26 protein-coding genes are annotated in these 22,550 nt (G+C 63.5%); all 26 read left to right on the top strand.

Going from position 1 to position 22,550, the window contains the following annotated elements:
- Window positions 1-130: 130 nt before the first annotated feature.
- The 26 genes from rpoB (at window position 131) to rpmD (ending at window position 22,550) form a co-directional block, all read left to right on the top strand.
- Complete coding sequence (gene rpoB / locus LG380_RS08810) at window positions 131-4,321, top strand: DNA-directed RNA polymerase subunit beta (RefSeq protein WP_225764647.1); 4,191 nt, start codon at window positions 131-133, stop codon at window positions 4,319-4,321.
- A gap of 89 nt (window positions 4,322-4,410) precedes the next feature.
- Window positions 4,411-8,643 carry a DNA-directed RNA polymerase subunit beta' gene (gene rpoC, locus LG380_RS08805; RefSeq protein WP_225764646.1) on the top strand — a complete coding sequence of 1,411 codons (4,233 nt, stop codon included), beginning with the start codon at window positions 4,411-4,413 and terminating at the stop codon, window positions 8,641-8,643.
- A gap of 224 nt (window positions 8,644-8,867) precedes the next feature.
- On the top strand, window positions 8,868-9,242 hold the full coding sequence (rpsL, locus tag LG380_RS08800) for a 30S ribosomal protein S12 (RefSeq protein WP_004145320.1): 375 nt from the start codon (window positions 8,868-8,870) through the stop codon (window positions 9,240-9,242).
- 10 nt (window positions 9,243-9,252) lie between these two features.
- Window positions 9,253-9,720: a 30S ribosomal protein S7 gene (rpsG, locus tag LG380_RS08795; RefSeq protein ID WP_225764645.1), complete on the top strand. Its 468-nt coding sequence runs from the start codon at window positions 9,253-9,255 to the stop codon at window positions 9,718-9,720.
- A gap of 134 nt (window positions 9,721-9,854) precedes the next feature.
- Window positions 9,855-11,984, top strand: a complete 2,130-nt coding sequence (gene fusA, locus LG380_RS08790; protein WP_225764644.1) for an elongation factor G — start codon at window positions 9,855-9,857, stop codon at window positions 11,982-11,984.
- A gap of 49 nt (window positions 11,985-12,033) precedes the next feature.
- On the top strand, window positions 12,034-13,224 hold the full coding sequence (gene tuf / locus LG380_RS08785; protein WP_225764642.1) for an elongation factor Tu: 1,191 nt from the start codon (window positions 12,034-12,036) through the stop codon (window positions 13,222-13,224).
- A 333-nt stretch (window positions 13,225-13,557) separates the two neighbouring features.
- Entirely contained in the window at window positions 13,558-13,869 is a 312-nt protein-coding gene (rpsJ, locus tag LG380_RS08780) for a 30S ribosomal protein S10 (protein WP_225764640.1), read from the top strand.
- An 11-nt stretch (window positions 13,870-13,880) separates the two neighbouring features.
- Window positions 13,881-14,531 carry a 50S ribosomal protein L3 gene (gene rplC, locus LG380_RS08775; protein WP_225764639.1) on the top strand — a complete coding sequence of 217 codons (651 nt, stop codon included), beginning with the start codon at window positions 13,881-13,883 and terminating at the stop codon, window positions 14,529-14,531.
- Between the two features lie 12 nt (window positions 14,532-14,543).
- The gene (gene rplD, locus LG380_RS08770; RefSeq protein WP_225764638.1) at window positions 14,544-15,149 is read left to right on the top strand and encodes a 50S ribosomal protein L4; all 606 of its coding nucleotides are present in this window, start codon (window positions 14,544-14,546) and stop codon (window positions 15,147-15,149) included.
- Window positions 15,146-15,445: a 50S ribosomal protein L23 gene (gene rplW / locus LG380_RS08765; RefSeq protein ID WP_225764637.1), complete on the top strand. Its 300-nt coding sequence runs from the start codon at window positions 15,146-15,148 to the stop codon at window positions 15,443-15,445. The genes rplD and rplW overlap by 4 nt, the downstream gene beginning before the upstream one ends.
- Before the next feature lie 10 nt (window positions 15,446-15,455).
- Window positions 15,456-16,283 (top strand): 50S ribosomal protein L2, encoded by an 828-nt coding sequence (rplB, locus tag LG380_RS08760; RefSeq protein WP_225764636.1) that lies wholly within the window; start codon window positions 15,456-15,458, stop codon window positions 16,281-16,283.
- A gap of 6 nt (window positions 16,284-16,289) precedes the next feature.
- On the top strand, window positions 16,290-16,559 hold the full coding sequence (rpsS, locus tag LG380_RS08755) for a 30S ribosomal protein S19 (protein ID WP_225764635.1): 270 nt from the start codon (window positions 16,290-16,292) through the stop codon (window positions 16,557-16,559).
- A 12-nt stretch (window positions 16,560-16,571) separates the two neighbouring features.
- Entirely contained in the window at window positions 16,572-16,907 is a 336-nt protein-coding gene (gene rplV, locus LG380_RS08750) for a 50S ribosomal protein L22 (RefSeq protein ID WP_028918209.1), read from the top strand.
- Window positions 16,908-16,909: 2 nt separating this feature from the next.
- The gene (gene rpsC / locus LG380_RS08745) at window positions 16,910-17,644 is read left to right on the top strand and encodes a 30S ribosomal protein S3 (protein WP_225764634.1); all 735 of its coding nucleotides are present in this window, start codon (window positions 16,910-16,912) and stop codon (window positions 17,642-17,644) included.
- Window positions 17,645-17,649: 5 nt separating this feature from the next.
- Window positions 17,650-18,063: a 50S ribosomal protein L16 gene (gene rplP, locus LG380_RS08740; protein ID WP_225764633.1), complete on the top strand. Its 414-nt coding sequence runs from the start codon at window positions 17,650-17,652 to the stop codon at window positions 18,061-18,063.
- A complete protein-coding gene (rpmC, locus tag LG380_RS08735; RefSeq protein WP_225764632.1) occupies window positions 18,063-18,248 on the top strand; it encodes a 50S ribosomal protein L29 in 186 nt (61 codons plus the stop codon). Before rplP ends, rpmC begins: the two co-directional genes overlap by 1 nt.
- Before the next feature lie 11 nt (window positions 18,249-18,259).
- A complete protein-coding gene (gene rpsQ, locus LG380_RS08730) occupies window positions 18,260-18,529 on the top strand; it encodes a 30S ribosomal protein S17 (protein ID WP_225764631.1) in 270 nt (89 codons plus the stop codon).
- A 13-nt stretch (window positions 18,530-18,542) separates the two neighbouring features.
- Window positions 18,543-18,911 carry a 50S ribosomal protein L14 gene (gene rplN, locus LG380_RS08725; RefSeq protein ID WP_019186153.1) on the top strand — a complete coding sequence of 123 codons (369 nt, stop codon included), beginning with the start codon at window positions 18,543-18,545 and terminating at the stop codon, window positions 18,909-18,911.
- 16 nt (window positions 18,912-18,927) lie between these two features.
- Entirely contained in the window at window positions 18,928-19,245 is a 318-nt protein-coding gene (gene rplX, locus LG380_RS08720) for a 50S ribosomal protein L24 (protein ID WP_225764630.1), read from the top strand.
- 11 nt (window positions 19,246-19,256) lie between these two features.
- Window positions 19,257-19,799, top strand: coding sequence for a 50S ribosomal protein L5 (gene rplE / locus LG380_RS08715; RefSeq protein WP_225764628.1), 543 nt, complete (start codon window positions 19,257-19,259; stop codon window positions 19,797-19,799).
- 17 nt (window positions 19,800-19,816) lie between these two features.
- The gene (gene rpsN / locus LG380_RS08710) at window positions 19,817-20,122 is read left to right on the top strand and encodes a 30S ribosomal protein S14 (protein WP_225764626.1); all 306 of its coding nucleotides are present in this window, start codon (window positions 19,817-19,819) and stop codon (window positions 20,120-20,122) included.
- Between the two features lie 215 nt (window positions 20,123-20,337).
- Window positions 20,338-20,736 (top strand): 30S ribosomal protein S8, encoded by a 399-nt coding sequence (gene rpsH, locus LG380_RS08705; protein ID WP_225764624.1) that lies wholly within the window; start codon window positions 20,338-20,340, stop codon window positions 20,734-20,736.
- A gap of 15 nt (window positions 20,737-20,751) precedes the next feature.
- Window positions 20,752-21,279, top strand: a complete 528-nt coding sequence (gene rplF, locus LG380_RS08700) for a 50S ribosomal protein L6 (RefSeq protein WP_225764622.1) — start codon at window positions 20,752-20,754, stop codon at window positions 21,277-21,279.
- A 32-nt stretch (window positions 21,280-21,311) separates the two neighbouring features.
- Window positions 21,312-21,665 (top strand): 50S ribosomal protein L18, encoded by a 354-nt coding sequence (rplR, locus tag LG380_RS08695; protein ID WP_225764620.1) that lies wholly within the window; start codon window positions 21,312-21,314, stop codon window positions 21,663-21,665.
- A gap of 158 nt (window positions 21,666-21,823) precedes the next feature.
- Window positions 21,824-22,366 (top strand): 30S ribosomal protein S5, encoded by a 543-nt coding sequence (gene rpsE / locus LG380_RS08690; protein ID WP_225764618.1) that lies wholly within the window; start codon window positions 21,824-21,826, stop codon window positions 22,364-22,366.
- Entirely contained in the window at window positions 22,359-22,550 is a 192-nt protein-coding gene (gene rpmD, locus LG380_RS08685; RefSeq protein ID WP_225764616.1) for a 50S ribosomal protein L30, read from the top strand. The genes rpsE and rpmD overlap by 8 nt, the downstream gene beginning before the upstream one ends.

The following is a 22,550-nucleotide window of genomic DNA, read 5'->3' as shown; positions in this document are numbered from 1 at the left end:
GCGAGTTGGCAGTTGGAAGTAGCGGGAGAAGGCGTGCTGGTGCCGGCAATACCAGCGACTTCCAACTGACAATTTAATGTTCCTTTCGGGCCGCGGACGCGCGGCCTGCACAGCCAAGGCGGAAGACCCCATGACGTCATATTCGTTCACCGAAAAGAAGCGCATCCGCAAGGATTTCGGCAAGCAGAGCTCGATCCTCGAGGTGCCGTTCCTGCTCGCCATCCAGGTGGATTCCTACCGCGAGTTCCTGCAGGAAAACGTTGATCCGGCCAAGCGCAAGGATCTGGGCCTGCACGCCGCGCTGAAGTCGGTGTTCCCGATTTCGAGCTACAGCGGCAACGCCGCCCTGGAATACGTCGGCTACAAGCTGGGCGATCCGGTGTTCGACGAGCGTGAGTGCCGCCAGCGTGGCATGAGCTACGGCGCGCCGCTGCGCGTGACCGTGCGCCTGGTGATCTACGACCGAGAGTCGTCGACCAAGGCCATCAAGTACGTGAAGGAGCAGGAGGTCTACCTGGGCGAGATCCCGCTCATGACCGAGAACGGCACCTTCATCGTCAACGGTACCGAGCGCGTCATCGTGTCGCAGCTGCACCGTTCGCCGGGCGTGTTCTTCGACCATGACCGTGGCAAGACCCACAGCTCGGGCAAGCTGCTGTACAGCGCCCGCATCATCCCCTACCGCGGCTCGTGGCTGGACTTCGAGTTCGACCCGAAGGACGCGCTGTTCACCCGTATCGACCGTCGCCGCAAGCTGCCGGTGTCGATCCTGCTGCGTGCGCTTGGCTACAGCAACGAAGAGATGCTGGCCGAGTTCTTCGAGATCAACACCTTCCACATCAATCCGGACGAGGGCGTCCAGCTGGAGCTGGTGCCCGAGCGCCTGCGTGGCGAGACCCTGAACTTCGACCTGGCCGATGGCGACAAGGTCATTGTCGAGGCCGGCAAGCGCATCACCGCGCGCCACGTCAAGCAGCTGGAAGCCTCGGGCATCGCCGCGCTGGCCGTGCCGGATGAATACCTGGTGGGCCGCATCCTGTCGCACGACGTGGTCGATGCCTCCACCGGCGAACTGCTGGCCCAGGCCAATGACGAGATCACCGACGAGCAGCTGCAGGCCTTCCGCAAGGCCGGCGTGGATGCCGTGGGCACCCTGTGGGTGAACGACCTGGATCGTGGCCCGTACCTGTCCAACACCCTGCGCATCGACCCGACCAAGACCCAGCTCGAGGCCCTGGTCGAGATCTACCGCATGATGCGCCCGGGCGAGCCGCCGACCAAGGACGCCGCGCAGAACCTGTTCCACAACCTGTTCTTCACCTTCGAACGCTACGACCTGTCCACCGTCGGCCGCATGAAGTTCAACCGCCGTGTCGGCCGCAAGGAAGTCACCGGCGAAGCGGTGCTGTACGACCGCAAGTATTTCGGCGAGCGCAACGACGAAGAGTCCAAGCGCCTGGTCGCCGAGCACGGCGAAAGCTCCGACATCCTGGACGTGATCAAGGTCCTGACCGAGATCCGCAACGGCCGCGGCGTGGTCGACGACATCGACCACCTGGGCAACCGCCGCGTGCGTTCGGTCGGCGAGATGGCCGAGAACGTGTTCCGCGTGGGCCTGGTCCGCGTCGAGCGCGCGGTCAAGGAACGCCTGTCCATGGCCGAGTCCGAGGGCCTGACCCCGCAGGAGCTGATCAACGCCAAGCCGGTGGCTGCCGCGATCAAGGAGTTCTTCGGCTCCTCGCAGCTGTCGCAGTTCATGGACCAGAACAACCCGCTGTCGGAAGTGACCCACAAGCGTCGCGTTTCGGCCCTGGGCCCGGGCGGCCTGACCCGCGAGCGCGCCGGCTTCGAAGTGCGCGACGTGCACCCGACCCATTACGGCCGCGTCTGCACCATCGAAACCCCGGAAGGCCCGAACATCGGCCTGATCAACTCGCTGGCCGTGTTCGCCCGCACCAACCAGTACGGCTTCCTCGAGACCCCGTACCGCAAGGTCGTGGACGGTCGCGTGACCGACGAGGTCGAGTACCTGTCGGCGATCGAGGAAAACGAGTACGTCATCGCCCAGGCCAACGCCCTGACCGATGCCAAGAACATGCTCACCGAGCAGTTCGTGCCGTGCCGCTTCCAGGGTGAGTCGCTGCTCAAGCCGCCGGCGGAAGTCCACTACATGGACGTCTCGCCGATGCAGACCGTGTCCATCGCTGCCGCGCTGGTCCCGTTCCTGGAGCACGATGACGCCAACCGCGCACTGATGGGCGCGAACATGCAGCGCCAGGCCGTGCCGACCCTGCGTGCGCAGAAGCCGCTGGTCGGTACCGGCATTGAGCGCGCCGTGGCGCGTGACTCTGGTGTGACCGTCAACGCCCGTCGCGGCGGTGAAATCGTGCAGATCGACGCTGGCCGCATCGTGGTCAAGGTCAACGAGGACGAGATCACCAACGCCACCGACGCCGGCGTCGACATCTACAACCTGATCAAGTACACCCGTTCCAACCAGAACACCTGCATCAACCAGCGTCCGCTGGTGAACGTGGGTGACGTGATCGCGCGCGGCGACGTGCTGGCCGACGGCCCGTCCACCGACATCGGCGAGCTGGCCCTGGGCCAGAACATGCTGATCGCGTTCATGCCGTGGAACGGCTACAACTTCGAAGACTCCATCCTGCTGTCCGAGCGCGTGGTGGAAGAGGATCGCTACACCACGATCCACATCGAGGAGCTGACCTGCGTTGCGCGTGACACCAAGCTGGGGCCGGAGGAAATCTCGGCCGACATCCCGAACGTCTCCGAGCAGGCGCTGAATCGCCTGGACGAGAGCGGCGTGGTGTACATCGGCGCCGAGGTGCGGGCCGGCGACATCCTGGTCGGCAAGGTCACCCCGAAGGGCGAAAGCCAGCTGACCCCGGAAGAGAAGCTGCTGCGCGCGATCTTCGGCGAGAAGGCTTCCGACGTTAAGGACAGCTCGCTGCGCGTTCCGCCGGGCATGGACGGCACCGTCATCGACGTGCAGGTCTTCACCCGCGACGGCATCGAGAAGGACAAGCGCGCGCGCCAGATCGAGGAATCGGAGATCAAGCGCGTCAAGAAGGACTTCGACGACCAGTTCCGCATCCTGGAAGGCGCCATCTATGCCCGCCTGCGCTCGCAGATCGTGGGCAAGGTCGCCAACGGCGGCGTCGGCCTGAAGAAGGGCGACGTGATCACCGACGCCTACCTGGACGGCCTGAAGAAGGCTGACTGGTTCGCCCTGCGCATGAAGGACGAGGACGCTTCGGAAGCCATCGAGCGCGCGCAGAAGCAGATCCAGGCGCACGAGAAGGAATTCGAAGCCCGGTTCGCCGACAAGCGCGGCAAGATCACCCAGGGCGACGACCTGGCCCCGGGCGTGCTGAAGATGGTCAAGGTGTTCATGGCCGTGAAGCGCCGCATCCAGCCGGGCGACAAGATGGCAGGCCGCCACGGCAACAAGGGTGTGGTCTCCAACGTGGTGCCGGTCGAGGACATGCCGTACATGGCCGATGGCACCTCGGTAGACATCTGCCTCAACCCGCTGGGCGTGCCGTCGCGTATGAACATCGGCCAGATCCTGGAAGTGCACCTTGGCTGGGCCGCGAAGGGCCTGGGCAAGCGCATCCAGAAGATGCTGGAAGAGCAGCGTGCGGTGAGCGAACTGCGTGAGTTCCTGGGCAAGATCTACAACCACGACAGTGCCGTGTCCGGTGATCGCGTCGACCTGTCGCAGTTCAGCGACGAGGAACTGATCCGCCTGGCACAGAACCTGACCGACGGCGTGCCGATGGCCACCCCGGTGTTCGACGGTGCGGTCGAGGACGAGATCCGCGAGATGCTGAACCTGGCCTACCCGGACGGCGATGCCGTGACCGAGAAGCTGGGCTTCAACGCCAGCAAGACGCAGATGCAGCTGTATGACGGCCGCACCGGCGAGGCGTTCGATCGCAAGACCACGGTCGGCTACATGCACTACCTGAAGCTGAACCACCTGGTCGATGACAAGATGCACGCCCGTTCGACCGGCCCGTACTCGCTCGTCACGCAGCAGCCGCTGGGCGGCAAGGCGCAGTTCGGCGGCCAGCGCTTCGGTGAAATGGAAGTCTGGGCGCTGGAAGCCTACGGCGCGGCCTACACCCTGCAGGAAATGCTGACGGTGAAGTCCGATGACGTGCAGGGCCGCAACCAGATGTACAAGAACATCGTCGACGGTGAGCACGAGATGGTCGCGGGCATGCCGGAGTCCTTCAACGTCCTGGTGAAGGAAATCCGCTCGCTGGCCATCAACATGGAACTGGAAGACAACTGATCGAGCAGGCGCTGGCGCGATGACGCGCCAGCGCCGCCAGCAGTGACCGACAGCCCATCGACAAAGCATTCCTCCTTTCGGAGAACACCATGAAAGACCTGCTCAACCTCTTCAACCAGCAGCGCCAGACGCTGGATTTCGACGCGATCAAGATCGCGCTGGCTTCGCCGGACCTGATCCGTTCGTGGTCCTTCGGCGAAGTGAAGAAGCCGGAAACCATCAACTACCGCACCTTCAAGCCGGAGCGTGACGGCCTGTTCTGCGCCGCGATCTTCGGACCGGTCAAGGACTACGAGTGCCTGTGCGGCAAGTACAAGCGCATGAAGCACCGCGGCGTCGTGTGCGAGAAGTGCGGCACCGAAGTGACCCTGGCCAAGGTGCGCCGCGAGCGCATGGGCCACATCGACCTGGCTTCGCCGGTCGCCCACATCTGGTTCCTGAAGTCGCTGCCGTCGCGCATCGGCCTGATGCTGGACATGACCCTGCGCGACATCGAGCGCGTGCTGTACTTCGAAGCCTACGTGGTGACCGAGCCGGGCCTGACTGCCCTGGAGCGCCGCCAGCTGCTCACCGAAGAGCAGTACCTGCAGGCCCGCCAGGAGCATGGCGATGACTTCGACGCCGCCATGGGCGCCGAGGCCGTGTACGAGCTGCTGCGCACCATCGACCTGCAGTCGGAAATGACCCGCCTGCGCGAGGAGATCGCCAGCACCGGTTCGGAAACCAAGCTCAAGCGACTGACCAAGCGCATCAAGCTGGTCGAGGCCTTCCTGGAATCGGGCAACCGCCCGGAGTGGATGGTCATGACCGTGCTGCCGGTGCTGCCGCCGGACCTGCGTCCGCTGGTGCCGCTGGACGGCGGCCGCTTCGCGACCTCCGACCTGAACGACCTGTACCGCCGCGTCATCAACCGCAACAACCGCCTGCGCCGCCTGCTGGAGCTCAACGCTCCGGACATCATCGTGCGCAACGAAAAGCGCATGCTGCAGGAATCGGTTGACGCGCTGCTGGACAACGGCCGCCGCGGCCGTGCCATCACCGGCACCAACAAGCGCCCGCTCAAGTCGCTGGCCGACATGATCAAGGGCAAGCAGGGCCGTTTCCGCCAGAACCTGCTGGGCAAGCGCGTGGACTACTCGGGCCGTTCGGTCATCGTGGTCGGTCCGTACCTGCGCCTCCACCAGTGCGGCCTGCCGAAGAAGATGGCGCTGGAGCTGTTCAAGCCGTTCGTGTTCGCCAAGCTGCAGCGTCGCGGCCTGGCCACCACCATCAAGGCTGCCAAGAAGCTGGTCGAGCGCGAAGAGGCGGAAGTCTGGGACATCCTGGAAGAAGTCATCCGCGAACACCCGGTGATGCTGAACCGTGCGCCGACCCTGCACCGCCTGGGCATCCAGGCGTTCGAACCGGTGCTGATCGAAGGCAAGGCCATCCAGCTGCACCCGCTGGTGTGTACCGCCTTCAACGCCGACTTCGACGGTGACCAGATGGCCGTCCACGTGCCGCTCTCGCTGGAAGCCCAGCTGGAAGCGCGTGCGCTGATGATGTCCACCAACAACATCCTGTCGCCGGCCAACGGCGAGCCGATCATCGTGCCGTCGCAGGACGTGGTGCTGGGTCTGTACTACATGACCCGTGCGCTGGAGAACAAGAAGGGCGAGGGCATGGCCTTCGCCAATCTGGCCGAGGTCAAGCGCGCCTATGACAACCGTGCGGTCGAGCTGCACGCCAAGGTCAAGGTCCGCATCACCGAGGTGGTGACCGACGAGGAAGGCAACAAGAGCAAGAAGACCTCGATCGTGGACACCACGGTCGGTCGCGCCCTGCTGGCCGAAATCCTGCCGGAAGGCCTGCCGTTCGAGCTGGCCAACACCGATCTGACCAAGAAGAACATCAGCCGCCTGATCAACTCCAGCTACCGTCGCCTGGGTCTGAAGGACACGGTCGTGTTCGCCGACAAGCTGATGTACACCGGCTTTGCCTACGCAACCCGCGCTGGCGTGTCGATCGGTATCGACGACATGCTGATCCCGGACGAGAAGAAGGGCATCCTGTCCGAGGCCGAGGCCGAGGTGCTGGAAATCCAGGAGCAGTACCAGTCGGGTCTGGTCACCGCCGGCGAGCGCTACAACAAGGTGGTCGACATCTGGTCGCGCACCAACGAGCGCATCGCCAAGGCGATGATGGAAACCATCGGTACCGAGAAGGTCGTCAATGCCAAGGGCGAGACCATCGACCAGAAGTCGATGAACTCGCTGTACATCATGGCCGACTCCGGTGCGCGTGGTAGCCAGGCGCAGATCCGCCAGCTGGCCGGCATGCGTGGCCTGATGGCCCGCCCGGACGGCTCGATCATCGAGACGCCCATCAAGGCGAACTTCCGCGAAGGCCTGAACGTGCAGGAGTACTTCAACTCCACCCACGGTGCCCGTAAGGGTCTGGCCGATACCGCGCTGAAGACCGCCAACTCCGGTTACCTGACCCGTCGACTGGTCGACGTGGCGCAGGACGTGGTGATCACCGAGGTCGACTGCGGCACCACCGAAGGCCTGACCATGACCCCGATCGTGGAAGGCGGCGACGTCGTGGAGCCGTTGAAGGACCGCGTGCTGGGCCGCGTCGTGGCCGAGGACGTGTTCCTGCCGGGCAACGACGAGGATCCGATCGTGACCCGCAACACCCTGCTCGACGAGCAGTGGGTGGCCCGCCTGGAAGAAGCCGGCGTGCAGTCGATCAAGGTCCGTTCGACCATCAGCTGCGAATCGGCCTTCGGCGTGTGCTCGCGCTGCTACGGTCGCGACCTGGCCCGTGGCCACCTGGTCAACATCGGTGAAGCGGTCGGCGTCATCGCCGCCCAGTCCATCGGTGAGCCGGGTACCCAGCTGACCATGCGTACGTTCCACATCGGTGGTGCGGCTTCGCGTGCGGCGGCGGTGGACAACATCACCGTCAAGACCACCGGTTCGGTGAAGTTCAACAACCTCAAGCACGTCGAACACGGCAACGGCACCCTGGTGGCCGTGTCGCGTTCGGGCGAAATCTCGGTGCTCGATGCCCATGGCCGCGAGCGCGAGCGCTACAAGCTGCCGTACGGCGCCACCATCACCTCCAAGGACGGCGAGGCGGTCAAGGCCGGCCAGACCGTGGCCAACTGGGATCCGCATAACCACCCGATCGTGTCGGAAGTGGCGGGTTTCGTGCGCTTCATCGACTTCATCGACGGCGTCACCGTCATCGAGAAGACCGACGAACTGACCGGCCTGGCTTCGCGCGAGATCACCGATCCGAAGCGTCGTGGCTCGCAGGGCAAGGACCTGCGTCCGCTGGTGCGCATCGTGGACAAGGCCGGCAACGACCTGACCATCCCGGGTACCGACCTGCCGGCGCAGTACCTGCTGCCGCCGCGCTCGATCGTCAACCTGCAGGACGGCTCGCCCGTCGGCGTGGGTGACGTGGTCGCCAAGATCCCGCAGGAAGCGTCCAAGACCCGCGACATCACCGGTGGTCTGCCGCGCGTGGCCGACCTGTTCGAAGCACGCAAGCCGAAGGATCCGGCGATCCTGGCCGAGCGCTCGGGCATCATCAGCTTCGGCAAGGACACCAAGGGCAAGCAGCGCCTGATCATCAAGGACACCGATGGTTCCGAGCACGAGGAGCTGATTCCGAAGTACCGCCAGGTCATCGTGTTCGAAGGCGAGCACGTGTCCAAGGGCGAGACCATCGTGGACGGCGAGCCGAGCCCGCAGGACATCCTGCGCCTGAAGGGCATCGAGGACCTGGCCGCCTACCTGGTCAAGGAAATCCAGGACGTGTACCGCCTGCAGGGCGTGAAGATCAACGACAAGCACATCGAGGTCATCACCCGCCAGATGCTGCGCAAGGTTGAGATTACCGACCAGGGCAACAGCAAGTTCCTGAATGGCGAGCAGGTGGAACGCCAGCGCGTTATCGAGGAGAATGCCCGCCTTGCGGTCCGCAATGAGCTCCCGGCCAGGTATGAGCCGGTGCTGCTGGGCATCACCAAAGCCTCGCTGGCGACCGAGTCGTTCATCTCGGCGGCTTCCTTCCAGGAAACCACCCGCGTGCTGACCGAAGCAGCTGTCCGCGGTACCCGCGACAACCTGCGCGGCCTGAAGGAAAACGTCATCGTCGGGCGCCTGATCCCGGCCGGTACGGGTCTGGCTTACCACACCCAGCGCCGTCGCGGCGCTTCGGGCCTGACCGAGTCGGAGATGGAAACCCTGGCTGGCACCGCCCTGGCGGTCGAGGCCGAGGTGGCCGCTCCGGAAGTCTCCGAGCAGCCTGAACAGGCCGGCGAGGAGTAAGTAATAGGGGCCGCCGGCCAGCCGGCTGGCGGTCCTTTCTGTACGGGGTACATGGAGGCCCCCCTGTAACGACCCGGGATCAGGGTCGGGCTCCGATGGGCGCGGTTGATTGCGTTCGGAGGGGTCGCTACAATCGTCTGTCTCTGCGGGCCAATTTTTCATTGGCCTGCTTCCATTTCCGCATTTATGGCCGGGCAACTGGCCCCACTCAGAAGAACCTACTGATGGCGACGATCAACCAGCTGGTCCGCAAGCCGCGGCAAGCGACCACCTACAAGAGTGCCTCGCCGGCGCTCGACAAGTGCCCGCAGCGCCGTGGCGTCTGCACGCGCGTCTACACCACCACTCCGAAGAAGCCGAACTCGGCCCTGCGCAAGGTCGCCAAGGTGCGCCTGACCAACCAGGAAGAGGTCATCAGCTACATCGGTGGTGAAGGCCACAACCTGCAGGAGCACTCCGTGGTCCTGATCCGCGGCGGTCGCGTCAAGGACCTGCCGGGTGTGCGTTACCACACCGTCCGTGGCTCGCTCGATGCCGCTGGTGTCGCCAAGCGTCGCCAGGCCCGTTCCAAGTACGGCGCAAAGCGTCCGAAGGCCTGAGGAATAGACTATGTCGCGTAAAGGTAATACCCCCCAGCGTTCCGTCCTGCCGGATCCGAAGCACGGAAGCGAAACCATCGCCCGTTTCATCAACATGGTCATGCTGAGTGGCAAGAAGTCCGTCGCTGAGAAGATCGTGTACGGTGCCATGGACGTCATCGGCGAAAAGAACCCGAACCCGATCGAACTGGTGCAGAAGGCCCTCGACAACGTCGCCCCGGCGGTCGAAGTCAAGTCCCGCCGCGTCGGTGGTGCCACCTACCAGGTGCCGGTCGAAGTGCGTTCGTCGCGTCGTATGGCCCTGGCCATGCGCTGGCTGATCGACTCGGCCCGCAAGCGCGGCGAGAACACCATGCCGAAGAAGCTGGCTGCCGAGCTGCTGGATGCTTCGGAAAGCCGCGGCGGCGCCATCAAGAAGCGTGAAGAAACCCACCGCATGGCGGAAGCGAACAAGGCGTTCGCGCACTACCGCTGGTGATGTTTCGGCCCTGCTAGCAGGGCCTTTGGCACAGTACATGTGCCACTCGTGGCGCCCAGCGCGCCACGCCAATCCGAAGGCCGCCGCAAGGCGGCGTTCGGCCATCCGAATTCCGAGAAATTGAGAGGCTCCCTGTGGCCCGTTCCACTCCCATCGAGCGTTACCGCAACTTCGGCATCATGGCCCACATCGATGCCGGCAAGACCACGACGTCCGAGCGCATCCTGTTCTACACCGGCAAGAGCCACAAGATCGGTGAAGTCCACGACGGCGCCGCCACCATGGACTGGATGGAGCAGGAGCAGGAGCGTGGCATCACGATCCAGTCCGCTGCTACCACCGCGTTCTGGAAGGGCATGGACAAGTCCTTCGCCGAACACCGCTTCAACATCATCGACACCCCCGGGCACGTCGACTTCACCATCGAAGTGGAGCGCTCGCTGCGCGTGCTCGACGGTGCGGTGTTCGTGCTGTGCGCCGTCGGTGGCGTCCAGCCGCAGTCGGAAACCGTGTGGCGCCAGGCCAACAAGTACCACGTGCCGCGCATCGCGTTCGTCAACAAGATGGACCGCACCGGTGCCAACTTCTTCAAGGTCCGTGACCAGCTGAAGGCCCGCCTGGGCGCCGTGCCGGTGCCGATGCAGGTGCCGATCGGTGCCGAAGACAACTTCCAGGGTGTGGTTGACCTGGTGAAGATGAAGGCCATTGCATGGGACGACAAGACCCAGGGCATGACCTTCGAGTACAAGGACATCCCGGCCGACCTGGTCGAGATCGCCAACGAAGCCCGCGCCTACATGGTCGAGTCGGCTGCCGAGGCGTCCGAAGAGCTGATGGAGAAGTACCTGGGCGGCGAAGAGCTGACCGAGGACGAGATCTATGAAGCCCTGCGTACCCGCACCCTGAACACCGAAATCGTGCCGATGTTCTGCGGCTCGGCGTTCAAAAACAAGGGCGTGCAGGCCATGCTCGACGGCGTCATCCGCCTGCTGCCGTCGCCGGTCGACGTGCCGGCGGTGAAGGGCACCGACGTGGACGACGAGACCAAGGAGCTGACCCGCGAGTCCAGCGACAAGGCCCCGTTCTCGGCGCTGGCGTTCAAGATCATGACCGACCCGTTCGTGGGTTCGCTGACCTTCTTCCGCGTTTACTCCGGTTCGTTGAACGCCGGCGACCAAGTGCTGAACTCGGTCAAGGGCAAGAAGGAGCGCATCGGCCGCCTGCTGCAGATGCACTCCAACAACCGCGACGAGATCAAGGAAGTGCTGGCCGGTGACATCGCCGCGGCCGTGGGCCTGAAGGACGTCACCACCGGTGACACCCTGTGCGCCCAGGACGCGCCGATCATCCTCGAGCGCATGACGTTCCCGGAGCCGGTGATCTCGATGGCCGTCGAGCCGAAGACCAAGTCGGACCAGGAAAAGATGGGCAACGCCCTGAGCCGCCTGGCCCAGGAAGATCCGTCCTTCCGCGTGCGTACCGACGAAGAGTCCGGCCAGACCATCATCTCGGGCATGGGCGAGCTGCACCTGGACATCATCGTTGACCGCATGAAGCGCGAGTTCAACGTCGAGGCCAACGTCGGCAAGCCGCAGGTGGCCTACCGCGAAACCATCCAGAAGGCTGACGTCAAGTCGGATTACAAGCACGCCAAGCAGTCCGGTGGTAAGGGCCAGTACGGTCACGTCGTGATCGAGCTGTCGCCGCTGACCGCCGAAGACCGCGAGAAGCATGCCGCCGACATCAAGGACGACTTCCTGTTCCTGAACGAGATCACCGGTGGCGTGATTCCCAAGGAATTCATCCCGTCGGTCGAAAAGGGCCTGCGCGAGACCATTACCTCCGGTCCGCTGGCCGGCTTCCCGGTCGTGGGCGTGAAGGTCAAGCTGGTATTCGGTTCGTACCACGACGTCGACTCCTCGGAAATGGCGTTCAAGCTGGCCGCCTCGATGGCGTTCAAGCAGGGCTTCGCCAAGGCTTCGCCGGTCCTGCTGGAGCCGATCATGAAGGTCGAGATCGTCACGCCGGAGGATTACCTGGGTGACGTGATGGGCGACGTGAGCCGTCGTCGCGGCGTGCTGCAGGGTTCGGACGAAACCCCGTCGGGCAAGGTCATCAACGCGATGATCCCGCTGGGTGAAATGTTCGGTTACGCGACCTCGCTGCGTTCGCAGACCCAGGGCCGTGCCACCTTCACCATGGAATTCGACCACTACGAGCCGGCGCCGTCCAACATCGCCGACACCGTCATCAAGAAGTCCTGAGCCTGACGCTCGGGATTTCCCCTCCGCATTTACATAAGGATCCAAGACAATGTCCAAGGGTAAGTTCGAACGTACCAAGCCGCACGTCAACGTCGGCACCATCGGCCACGTCGACCATGGCAAGACCACGCTGACCGCTGCGCTGACCAAGATCGGTGCCGAGCGTTTCGGTGGCGAATTCAAGGACTACTCCTCGATCGACGCCGCTCCGGAAGAGAAGGCTCGTGGTATCACGATCTCGACCGCCCACGTCGAGTACGAATCCCCGACCCGTCACTACGCCCACGTTGACTGCCCGGGCCACGCCGACTACGTCAAGAACATGATCACCGGTGCCGCCCAGATGGACGGCGCGATCCTGGTCTGCTCGGCCGCTGACGGCCCGATGCCGCAGACCCGCGAGCACATCCTGCTGTCGCGCCAGGTTGGCGTGCCGTACATCGTCGTGTTCCTGAACAAGGCTGACATGGTGGACGACGCCGAGCTGCTGGAACTGGTCGAAATGGAAGTGCGCGAGCTGCTCTCCAAGTACGACTTCCCGGGCGACGACACCCCGATCATCCACGGTTCGGCCCGTCTGGCCCTGGAAGGCGACCAGTCCGACATCGGCGTTCCGGCCATCATCAAGCTGGTCGAGGCCCTGGATTCCTGGATCCCGACCCCGGAGCGTGACGTCGACAAGCCGTTCCTGATGCCGGTGGAAGACGTGTTCTCGATCTCGGGCCGCGGCACCGTGGTGACCGGTCGTATCGAGCGCGGCATCATCAAGGTGGGCGACGAAATCGAAATCGTCGGTATCCGTCCGACCCAGAAGACCACCGTCACCGGCGTGGAAATGTTCCGCAAGCTGCTGGACCAGGGTCAGGCAGGTGACAACGCCGGTCTGCTGCTGCGCGGCACCAAGCGTGACGAAGTCGAGCGTGGCCAGGTCCTGGCCAAGCCGGGTTCGATCCAGCCGCACACCCAGTTCGACGCCGAAGTCTACGTGCTGTCGAAGGACGAAGGCGGCCGTCACACCCCGTTCTTCAAGGGCTACCGTCCGCAGTTCTACTTCCGTACCACCGACATCACCGGTGCGGTCGAGCTGCCGGAAGGCGTGGAGATGGTGATGCCGGGTGACAACGTCAAGATGGCCGTCACCCTGATCAACCCGGTCGCCATGGACGAAGGCCTGCGCTTCGCAATCCGCGAAGGCGGCCGCACCGTCGGCGCCGGCGTGGTCTCGAAGATCACCAAGTAATCGTGTAGAATGCGCGGCCCGGTGTTGCCTGGGTAGGGCATCGGGTCCGCTACAAATGCGAAAAGAGGTGCAGGAAGCGCCTCGTGTTCGCCAGACCGGGAAGGTCGCGCCGTTCAGGCACAGTCAATGGCGCTGCTGTTGACGGCTGCTTTGCACGCGCGCTATACTTTTTCGTCTGGGCAGACCGGGTAACTGGTCTGCCTCAGTTTTTGAGGCCTACGGACTGGCCTTGGCGTCGCGCAGGACAGGCGGCGGCCTTTATTCAGGAAATCAACCGGGGCAGGCATCCCAGAGGCCTTGCCCGTCGCTCTTTTAACGAAGGATACCCCCGTCATGGCGGACCAAAAGATCCGGATTCGGCTGAAGGCGTTCGATCATCGTTTGATCGACCGTTCGGCCAGCGAGATCGTTGAGACGGCTAAGCGGACCGGCGCGCAAGTGCGTGGCCCGATCCCGCTGCCGACCAAGATTGAACGTTTCACCGTCCTGGTTTCCCCGCACGTCGACAAGGACGCGCGTGACCAGTACGAGACCCGCACGCACAAGCGCGTGCTTGACATCGTCGACCCCAACGACAAGACCGTGGACGCGCTGATGAAGCTCGAACTGGCTGCCGGCGTCGACGTTCAGATCAAGTTGACCTGAGGACTACGACCATGACGAAGAAATATTCGTTGGGCTTCGTGGGCCGCAAGGCCGGCATGAGCCGAGTCTTCACCGAAGATGGCCAGTCCATCCCGGTGACCCTGATTGAAGCCACCCCGAACCGCATCGCGCAGATCAAGACCGTCGAAACCGACGGCTACTCCGCCGTGCAGGTGACCGTTGGCGCCCGTCGCGCCGCTCTGGTCAACAAGCCGGAAGCTGGTCACTTCGCCAAGGCGAAGGTCGAAGCTGGTCGTGGCCTGTGGGAATTCCGCGTTGAGGACGGCCAGGTCGGTGATTTCACCGTCGGTGGCGAAGTCAAGGCGGACATCTTCGAGGTTGGCCAGAGGGTCGACGTCCAGGGTGTCACCAAGGGCAAGGGCTTCCAGGGCACCATCAAGCGCCACAACTTCCGTATGGGCGATGCAACCCACGGTAACTCGCTGTCGCATCGCGCGCCGGGTTCGCTGGGTCAGCGCCAGACCCCGGGTCGCGTTTTCCCGGGCAAGAAGATGTCCGGCCACATGGGTGCTGTGCAGCAGAGCACGCAGAACCTGGAAGTGGTCAAGGTCGACGTCGAGCGTGGTCTGATTGCCATCCGCGGCGCCGTGCCTGGCGCAGCCGGTGGCGACGTGATCGTGCGTCCGGCGAGCAAGGCATAAGGAGAGATGACGATGGAACTCGTTATCACGGGTAGCAACAACAAGGTCTCGGTCTCCGACGCCGTGTTCGGCCGCGATTTCAGCGAGGATCTGGTTCACCAGGTCGTCGTCGCGTACCGCAACGCCGCTCGCGCCGGCACCAAGGCGCAGAAGACGCGCTCGGAAGTGGCTGGCACCACCAAGAAGTCGAAGAAGCAGAAGGGTGGCGGTGCTCGTCACGGCGCCCTGACCGCTCCGATCTTCGTCGGCGGTGGCGTCACCTTCGCGGCCAAGCCGCGTTCGTTCGACCAGAAGGTCAACCGCAAGCAGTATCGCGCCGCCATGTGCGCCATCCTGTCCGAGCTGAACCGTCAGGGTCGCATCACCGTCGTCGAGTCGTTCGACGTCGATGCTGTCAAGACCAAGGGTCTGATCGAGAAGCTGGCTGGTCTGTCGGTGGGCAAGCGCCCGCTGATCGTGACCGAGGACGCTTCGGAGAACCTGTACCTGTCCGCCCGCAATCTGCCGTACGTGCAGGTGCGTGACGTCCAGGGCCTGGATCCGGTTGCCCTGGTTGGCGCCGACACGGTGGTGATCACCGCCGATGCGGTCAAGAAGGTCGAGGAGTGGCTGGCATGAGCAGCAACGAAAAAATCTTCAGCGTGCTGCGCGCTCCGCGAGTCTCCGAAAAGACCGCGCGCCTGCAGGAACTTTCCAACCAGTACGTCTTCGAAGTCTCGAACGAAGCCACCAAGGCCGATGTAAAGGCCGCGGTTGAAGCGCTGTTCGAAGTCAAGGTCGAAGCTGTCAACGTGGTCAACGTCAAGGGCAAGAACAAGTCCTTCCGTAACCGTGCTGGCCGCCGCGGCGATTGGCGCAAGGCGTACGTGCGCCTGGCCGATGGCCAGTCCATCGACGTAACGGCCAAGGCCTGAGGTACATCCCATGCCATTGATGAAATTCAAGCCCACCTCCGCAGGCCGTCGTTCGGCCGTGCGCGTGGTCACGCCCGATCTGCACAAGGGCGCCCCGCACGCAGCGTTGCTGGAGCCGCAGAGCAAGTCCGGTGGTCGTAACCACCACGGCCGCATCACCACCCGTCACGTTGGTGGTGGCCACAAGCAGCACTACCGCGTCATCGACTTCAAGCGCAACAAGGAAGGCATTCCGGCGCGCGTGGAACGCATCGAATACGATCCGAACCGCACCGCCCACATCGCCCTGCTGTGCTACGTCGACGGCGAGCGTCGCTACATCATCGCCCCGAAGGGCCTGAAGGCTGGCGACCAGGTCATTGCTGGTTCGGATGCTCCGATCAAGACCGGCAACACCCTGCCGCTGCGCAACATCCCGGTCGGTACCACCGTCCATGGAATCGAGCTGAAGCCGGGCAAGGGTGCCCAGATCGCCCGTGCCGCCGGTGCGGCCGTGCAGCTGGTTGCCCGTGAAGGCATCTACGCCACCCTGCGCCTGCGCTCGGGTGAAATGCGCAAGGTGCCGGTCGAGTGCCGCGCCACCATCGGCGAAGTCGGCAACGACGAGCACAACCTGGAAAAGCTGGGCAAGGCCGGTGCGAAGCGTTGGCGCGGTGTGCGTCCGACGGTCCGCGGTGCTGCCATGAACCCGGTCGACCACCCGCACGGTGGTGGTGAGGCCAAGGCTGGCCAGGGTAACCCGCATCCGGTCACCCCGTGGGGTGTCCCGACCAAGGGCTACAAGACGCGCCATAACAAGCGCACCCAGCAGTTCATCGTCCGCGATCGTAGGGGCTAATCGACCATGGCACGTTCACTCAAGAAGGGCCCGTTCGTCGATCACCACCTCATCAAGAAGGTGGAGGCCGCCGCGGGTAGCAAGAAGCCGATCAAGACCTGGTCGCGCCGTTCGATGATCCTGCCGGAAATGGTAGGCGTCACCATCGCTGTGCATAACGGCAAGAACCACGTTCCGGTGCTCGTCAACGAGAACATGGTGGGCCACAAGCTCGGCGAATTCGCCGTCACCCGTACCTTCAAGGGTCACGGTGGCGACAAGAAGTCGGGCAGGTAAGGAGAGATGACCATGGAAGCGAAAGCAATCCTGCGCACTGCGCGCATCTCCCCGCAGAAGGCTCGCCTGGTCGCTGACCAGGTGCGCGGCCTGCCGGCCGAACGCGCCGTCAACCTGCTGAAGTTCTCGGACAAGAAGGCTGCCGCCCTCATCAAGAAGGTGGTCGAGTCGGCGATTGCAAATGCCGAGAACAACCAGGGCGCCGACGTCGACGCGCTCAAGGTCAAGACCATCATGGTTGATGAAGGTCCGACCCTGAAGCGTTTCATGGCCCGCGCCAAGGGCCGCGGCACGCGCATTCTCAAGCGCACCAGCCACATCACCGTGGTCGTGGGCGAGGGCAAATAACGATGGGTCACAAAGTACATCCGATTGGCATCCGCCTGGGCATCGCCAAGGACTGGAACTCCAAGTGGTACGCCAACAAGGCCGAGTTCGCCAGCTACCTGGCAGCCGACCTCAAGGTCCGCGAAATGCTGCGCAAGAAGCTGGCACAAGCGGGTATCAGCAAGATCCTGATCGAGCGTCCGGCCAAGACCGCGCGCGTGACGATCCACACCGCCCGTCCGGGCGTGGTGATCGGCAAGCGTGGTGAGGACATCGAGAAGCTGCGCAAGGAAGTGAGCGAGATGATGGGCGTCCCGGCGCACATCAACGTCACCGAAGTGCGCAAGCCGGAGCTGGATGCGCAGCTGGTCGCCGAGTCGATCGCGCAGCAGCTGGAGCGTCGCATCATGTTCCGCCGCGCGATGAAGCGCTCGGTGGGCAACGCGATGCGCCTGGGTGCCCTGGGCATCAAGGTCAACGTGGCTGGCCGTCTGAATGGCGCGGAAATCGCCCGTTCGGAGTGGTACCGCGAAGGCCGCGTGCCGCTGCACACCCTGCGTGCCGACATCGACTACGGCTTCGCTGAAGCCAAGACGACCTACGGCATCATCGGCATCAAGGTCTGGATCTACAAGGGCGAGATCTTCGATTTCTCCCAGGTTGGCCAGGAAAAGCAGGACGACAGTCCGCGTGGCGACCGCGGTGACCGCGGCGACCGCAACGACCGTCCGTCGCGCCCGGCTCGTGAAGCGAGGTAACGGCAATGTTGCAACCCAAGCGAACCAAATACCGCAAGATGTTCAAGGGCCGCAACGACGGCCTGAGCTGGAGCGCTAACGCCGTCAGCTTCGGCGAGTACGGCCTGAAGGCAACCGCCCACGGTCAGCTCACCGCTCGCCAGATCGAGGCGGCCCGTCGTTCGATCAGCCGTTACGTGAAGCGTGGCGGCAAGATGTGGATCCGCGTTTTCCCGGACAAGCCCATCACCAAGAAGCCCATCGAAGTCCGAATGGGTGCCGGTAAGGGTGGCGTGGAGTACTGGGTCGCCCAGATCCAGCCGGGCCGCATGATCTATGAAATCGAAGGTGTTCCCGAAGACGTGGCACGCGAGGCTTTCCGCCTGGCCGCTGCCAAGCTGTCGGTCACCACCACTTTCGTGACCCGGACGGTGCGCTGATGGACATCAAACAACTCCGCGAAAAGTCGGCTGACGAACTCAAGGCCCACCTGATCGACCTGCGCAAGGAGCAGTTCTCGCTCCGCATGCAGGCCGCCACTGGCCAGCTGCCGAAGACCCATGAAACCCGCCGGGTGCGCCGCGAGATTGCTCGCGTCAAGCACCTGATCGGCAGCACGAAGTAAGGATGGCCGCGATGAGCGACAATACTGAAAAGAAGACGCTGCGCACGGTCGAAGGCCGTGTCGTCAGCAACAAGATGGACAAGACGGTCACCGTGTTGGTGGAGCGCCAGGTCAAGCACGCCCTGTACGGCAAGTACATCAAGCGCTCGACCAAGCTGCACGCTCACGATGCTGACAACGCCTGCAAGGAAGGCGATGTCGTGCGCGTGACCGAGATTGCTCCGATGTCCAAGACCAAGAACTGGCGCGTGGTGGAAGTCATCGCGCGTGCGGCTGAATAAGGAGATCTGAATCATGATCCAGATGCAGAGCTACCTCGACGCCGCGGACAACTCCGGTGCCAAGGAACTGATGTGCATCAAGGTGCTGGGTGGTTCCAAGCGCCGTTATGCCCACATCGGCGACATCATCAAGGTCACCGTGAAGGACGCGATCCCGCGCGGCAAGGTCAAGAAGGGTGAAGTGTATGACGCTGTCGTGGTGCGTACCCGCAAGGGTGTGCGTCGCGCCGACGGTTCGCTGATCCGCTTCGACGGCAACGCCGCGGTCCTGCTTAACAACAAGCAAGAGCCGATCGGCACCCGCATCTTCGGGCCGGTGACCCGTGAACTTCGTTCCGAGAAGTTCATGAAGATCGTCTCGCTCGCTCCCGAAGTTCTGTGAGCGCCAGGAGATAATCATGGCTAACCGTATCAAGAAGGGCGACCTGGTCGTCGTCAACACCGGCAAGGACAAGGGCAAGCAGGGCGAAGTCGTCCGCGTTGATGGCGACCGCGTGGTCGTGGCCAACGTGAACATCGTCAAGCGCCACACCAAGCCGAACCCGCAGGCAGGTGTTGCCGGCGGCGTGGTCGAGCGTGAAGCTTCGATCCATATCTCCAACGTGGCAGTGGTCAACCCGGCAACGGGCAAGGGCGAGCGCGTTGGCTTCAAGGTGCTGGAGGATGGACGCAAACTGCGTGTGTTCCGCTCCAGCGGTGAGGCGCTTGACGCCTGAGGAATGATCTGATGAATTCCCGTCTCGAAAAGATCTACAAGGAAGAAGTGGTGCCGGCGCTGATGAAGCAGTTCGGCTACACCAATCCGATGGAAGTGCCGAAGCTGGTCAAGATCACGCTGAACATGGGCGTGGGCGAAGCCGCTACCAACAAGAAGATCCTGGAAAACGCCGTCGCCGACATGGCCAAGGTCTCCGGCCAGAAGCCGGTGGTCACCAAGTCGCGTGTCTCGGTGGCGTCGTTCAAGATCCGCGATGGTTGGCCGATCGGCTGCAAGACCACTCTGCGTCGTGAAAAGATGTATGAGTTCCTGGACCGCCTGATCAACATCTCGCTGCCGCGCGTGCGCGACTTCCGTGGTGTTTCCGGTCGTTCCTTCGACGGTCGCGGCAACTTCAACATGGGTGTGAAGGAGCAGATCATCTTCCCGGAAATCGACTTCGACGCCGTCGACGCGATCCGCGGTATGGATATCGCCATCACCACCACTGCCAAGACCGACGCGGAAGCGAAGGCGCTGCTCGCAGCGTTCAAGTTCCCGTTCCGTAACTGATAGTCGAGGATACCGATATGGCAAAGACCTCCATGGTCAACCGCGACATCAAGCGGAAGAAGCTGGCCGAGAAGTACGCCGAGAAGCGCGCTGCCCTGAAGAAGATTGTTTCTTCTGTGGACGCGAGCTACGAGGAGAAGATCGAAGCCGCAACCAAGCTGTCCAAGCTGCCGCGCGATTCGTCGCCGTGCCGCTACCGCAACCGCTGCGAAATGTCGGGCCGCTCGCGTGGCGTGTACAGCAAGTTCGGCCTCGGCCGCAACAAGCTGCGCGAAGCCACCATGCGCGGTGACGTTCCGGGCCTGCGCAAGGCCAGCTGGTAACAGCTCACCGGACCGCCAGCGGGCGGTCCGGGTGCCCGGCGGGCAATCGCCAAGGCATCAGACAAGGAGTCCGACGCAAGTCGGGCTCTTTTGTCGTATAATCCCGCTTCTTGCCCGCCGGAAAACCGGTGGCAGGGTACCAAGGGCCCTGGCCCACCCCAGGAAAACACGAGATTTTCGCGAAAGCGGATATCGGTGCACTCAAAGGACTCACTATGAGCATGACTGATCCCATCGCCGACCTGCTGGTCCGCATCAAGAATGCGGCCGCGGTTGGCAAGCAGACGGTGAAAGCGCCGTCCTCCAAGATCAAGGTGGCAATTGCAGAGGTGCTGAAGGCCGAGGGCTACATCAGCGACCTGCGCGTCATCCCGACCGAAAACAACAAAGCTGAGCTCGAAATCGTCCTGAAGTATTTCGAAGGCAAGCCGGTCATCGCCACCCTGAAGCGCTACTCGCGTTCGGGTCTGCGCCAGTACCGCGGCAAGGCCGAGCTGCCGAAGGTCATGAACGGCCTGGGTATCGCCATCATTTCCACCTCCAAGGGCATCATGACCGATGCGCAGGCGCGCCAGCTGGGCGTCGGCGGTGAAGTCCTGTGCTTCGTGGCCTAAGGGAGTAACCAGATAATGTCCCGCGTTGCCAAGAAGCCGGTCACCCTGGCCAAGGGTGTTGAACTGAACGTTGCTCCGGAACTGATCACCGTCAAGGGCCCGAAGGGCACCCTGACCGTGCCGAAGGTTGCTGGCATCGATGTCGTCATCGAAGACGGCGTTGCCACCCTGAAGACCGAGAATGCCGACCTGGTCGCGCTGACCGGTACCCTGCGTGCGATCGTGGCCAACATGGTCAAGGGCGTGTCCGAAGGCTTCGAGAAGAAGCTGGAGCTGGTCGGCGTGGGTTACCGCGCTGCCATGCAGGGCAAGGACCTGAACCTGTCGCTGGGCTTCTCGCACCCGGTGGTGTTCGAAGCGCCGGAAGGCATCACCCTGTCCACCCCGACCCAGACCGAAGTGCTGGTGCAGGGCGCCGACAAGCAGGCCGTCGGCCAGGTTGCTGCCAAGATCCGCGGTTACCGTCCGCCGGAGCCCTACAAGGGCAAGGGTGTGAAGTACGCCGGTGAAGTCATCATTCGCAAGGAAGCCAAGAAGGCCTAATCCAGGCCCTCAGCTTTCCAAGGAAAAAGATCATGAACAAGAACATTGCTCGTCTGCGTCGCGCCAAGTCGACCCGTGCGCACATCCGCGAACTGGGCGTGCCGCGCCTGTCCGTGCTGCGCACCGGCCAGCACCTGTACGCGCAGGTCTTCACCGCCGACGGTTCCAAGGTGCTGGCTTCGGCCAACACCCTGCAGGCCGACGTGAAGGAAGGCCTGAAGAACGGCAAGAACAGCGACGCCGCCGCCAAGGTCGGCCGTATGGTTGCCGAGCGCGCCAAGGCCGCTGGCATCGAGAAGGTCGCGTTCGATCGCTCGGGCTACCGTTACCACGGCCGCATCAAGGCCCTGGCTGACGCTGCCCGCGAAGGCGGTCTGCAGTTCTGAGGAATCAGGAGGCGGGGCATGCCCCGCCTCCGTCCTGCCCGCCGGCACGGGTCGTGCCGGACGGCGCCGTTCTTCTGCAACGGTGGCCGGTTCAACGCAACACGCCACAACAATAAGCGGCTGCAAGCCGTGCATACCCAATCAACCAAGGAATAGAGATGGCAGAAGAGCGTGCACCGCGGGGTCGTGATCGCGACCGTAACCGCGAAGAGAAAGTAGACGACGGCATGATCGAAAAGCTGGTCGCGGTCAACCGCGTCAGCAAGACCGTCAAGGGCGGCCGCCAGTTCACCTTCACCGCGCTGACCGTGGTCGGCGATGGCGAGGGCAAGGTCGGTTTCGGCTATGGCAAGGCGCGCGAAGTGCCGGTCGCCATCCAGAAGTCGATGGAGCAGGCCCGCAAGAACCTGGTCAACGTTGACCTGAACAACGGCACCCTGTGGCACGCCGTCAAGGACGGCCATGGTGCGGCCCGCGTGTTCATGCAGCCGGCTTCGGAAGGTACCGGTGTGATCGCCGGCGGTGCCATGCGCGCCGTGCTGGAAGCCGTTGGCGTCAAGAACGTCCTGGCCAAGGCCGTCGGTTCGCGTAACCCGATCAACCTGGTTCGCGCCACCCTGAAGGGTCTGGCCGGCATGCAGTCGCCGGCCCGCATCGCGGCCAAGCGCGGCAAGAAGGTGGAGGAACTCAACCATGGCTAATGAGTCCAACAAGACCGTGAAGGTGCGCCTGGTGCGCGGCCTGCGTGGAACCCAGTCGCGTCACCGCCTGTCGGTCAAGGCGCTGGGCCTGAACAAGCTCAACGATGTGCGTGAACTCAAGGACAGCCCGCAGGTTCGCGGCCTGATCAACAAGGTTCACTATCTCGTCCAGGTTGAGGAGTAA

The organism is Stenotrophomonas sp. Marseille-Q4652 (genome assembly GCF_916618915.1).
Taxonomy (GTDB): domain Bacteria; phylum Pseudomonadota; class Gammaproteobacteria; order Xanthomonadales; family Xanthomonadaceae; genus Stenotrophomonas.
Note: the sequence above shows the minus strand (reverse complement) of the source record. Positions and strands in the feature narration are given on the sequence as shown.

Coding starts and splice junctions, on each gene's coding strand:
- rpoB (WP_225764647.1), top strand. CDS start 131: ATGACGTCATATTCGTTCACCGAAAAGAAGCGCATCCGCAAGGATTTC.
- rpoC (WP_225764646.1), top strand. CDS start 4,411: ATGAAAGACCTGCTCAACCTCTTCAACCAGCAGCGCCAGACGCTGGAT.
- rpsL (WP_004145320.1), top strand. CDS start 8,868: ATGGCGACGATCAACCAGCTGGTCCGCAAGCCGCGGCAAGCGACCACC.
- rpsG (WP_225764645.1), top strand. CDS start 9,253: ATGTCGCGTAAAGGTAATACCCCCCAGCGTTCCGTCCTGCCGGATCCG.
- tuf (WP_225764642.1), top strand. CDS start 12,034: ATGTCCAAGGGTAAGTTCGAACGTACCAAGCCGCACGTCAACGTCGGC.
- rpsJ (WP_225764640.1), top strand. CDS start 13,558: ATGGCGGACCAAAAGATCCGGATTCGGCTGAAGGCGTTCGATCATCGT.
- rplC (WP_225764639.1), top strand. CDS start 13,881: ATGACGAAGAAATATTCGTTGGGCTTCGTGGGCCGCAAGGCCGGCATG.
- rplD (WP_225764638.1), top strand. CDS start 14,544: ATGGAACTCGTTATCACGGGTAGCAACAACAAGGTCTCGGTCTCCGAC.
- rplW (WP_225764637.1), top strand. CDS start 15,146: ATGAGCAGCAACGAAAAAATCTTCAGCGTGCTGCGCGCTCCGCGAGTC.
- rplB (WP_225764636.1), top strand. CDS start 15,456: ATGCCATTGATGAAATTCAAGCCCACCTCCGCAGGCCGTCGTTCGGCC.
- rpsS (WP_225764635.1), top strand. CDS start 16,290: ATGGCACGTTCACTCAAGAAGGGCCCGTTCGTCGATCACCACCTCATC.
- rplV (WP_028918209.1), top strand. CDS start 16,572: ATGGAAGCGAAAGCAATCCTGCGCACTGCGCGCATCTCCCCGCAGAAG.
- rpsC (WP_225764634.1), top strand. CDS start 16,910: ATGGGTCACAAAGTACATCCGATTGGCATCCGCCTGGGCATCGCCAAG.
- rplP (WP_225764633.1), top strand. CDS start 17,650: ATGTTGCAACCCAAGCGAACCAAATACCGCAAGATGTTCAAGGGCCGC.
- rpmC (WP_225764632.1), top strand. CDS start 18,063: ATGGACATCAAACAACTCCGCGAAAAGTCGGCTGACGAACTCAAGGCC.
- rpsQ (WP_225764631.1), top strand. CDS start 18,260: ATGAGCGACAATACTGAAAAGAAGACGCTGCGCACGGTCGAAGGCCGT.
- rplN (WP_019186153.1), top strand. CDS start 18,543: ATGATCCAGATGCAGAGCTACCTCGACGCCGCGGACAACTCCGGTGCC.
- rplX (WP_225764630.1), top strand. CDS start 18,928: ATGGCTAACCGTATCAAGAAGGGCGACCTGGTCGTCGTCAACACCGGC.
- rplE (WP_225764628.1), top strand. CDS start 19,257: ATGAATTCCCGTCTCGAAAAGATCTACAAGGAAGAAGTGGTGCCGGCG.
- rpsN (WP_225764626.1), top strand. CDS start 19,817: ATGGCAAAGACCTCCATGGTCAACCGCGACATCAAGCGGAAGAAGCTG.
- rpsH (WP_225764624.1), top strand. CDS start 20,338: ATGAGCATGACTGATCCCATCGCCGACCTGCTGGTCCGCATCAAGAAT.
- rplF (WP_225764622.1), top strand. CDS start 20,752: ATGTCCCGCGTTGCCAAGAAGCCGGTCACCCTGGCCAAGGGTGTTGAA.
- rplR (WP_225764620.1), top strand. CDS start 21,312: ATGAACAAGAACATTGCTCGTCTGCGTCGCGCCAAGTCGACCCGTGCG.
- rpsE (WP_225764618.1), top strand. CDS start 21,824: ATGGCAGAAGAGCGTGCACCGCGGGGTCGTGATCGCGACCGTAACCGC.
- rpmD (WP_225764616.1), top strand. CDS start 22,359: ATGGCTAATGAGTCCAACAAGACCGTGAAGGTGCGCCTGGTGCGCGGC.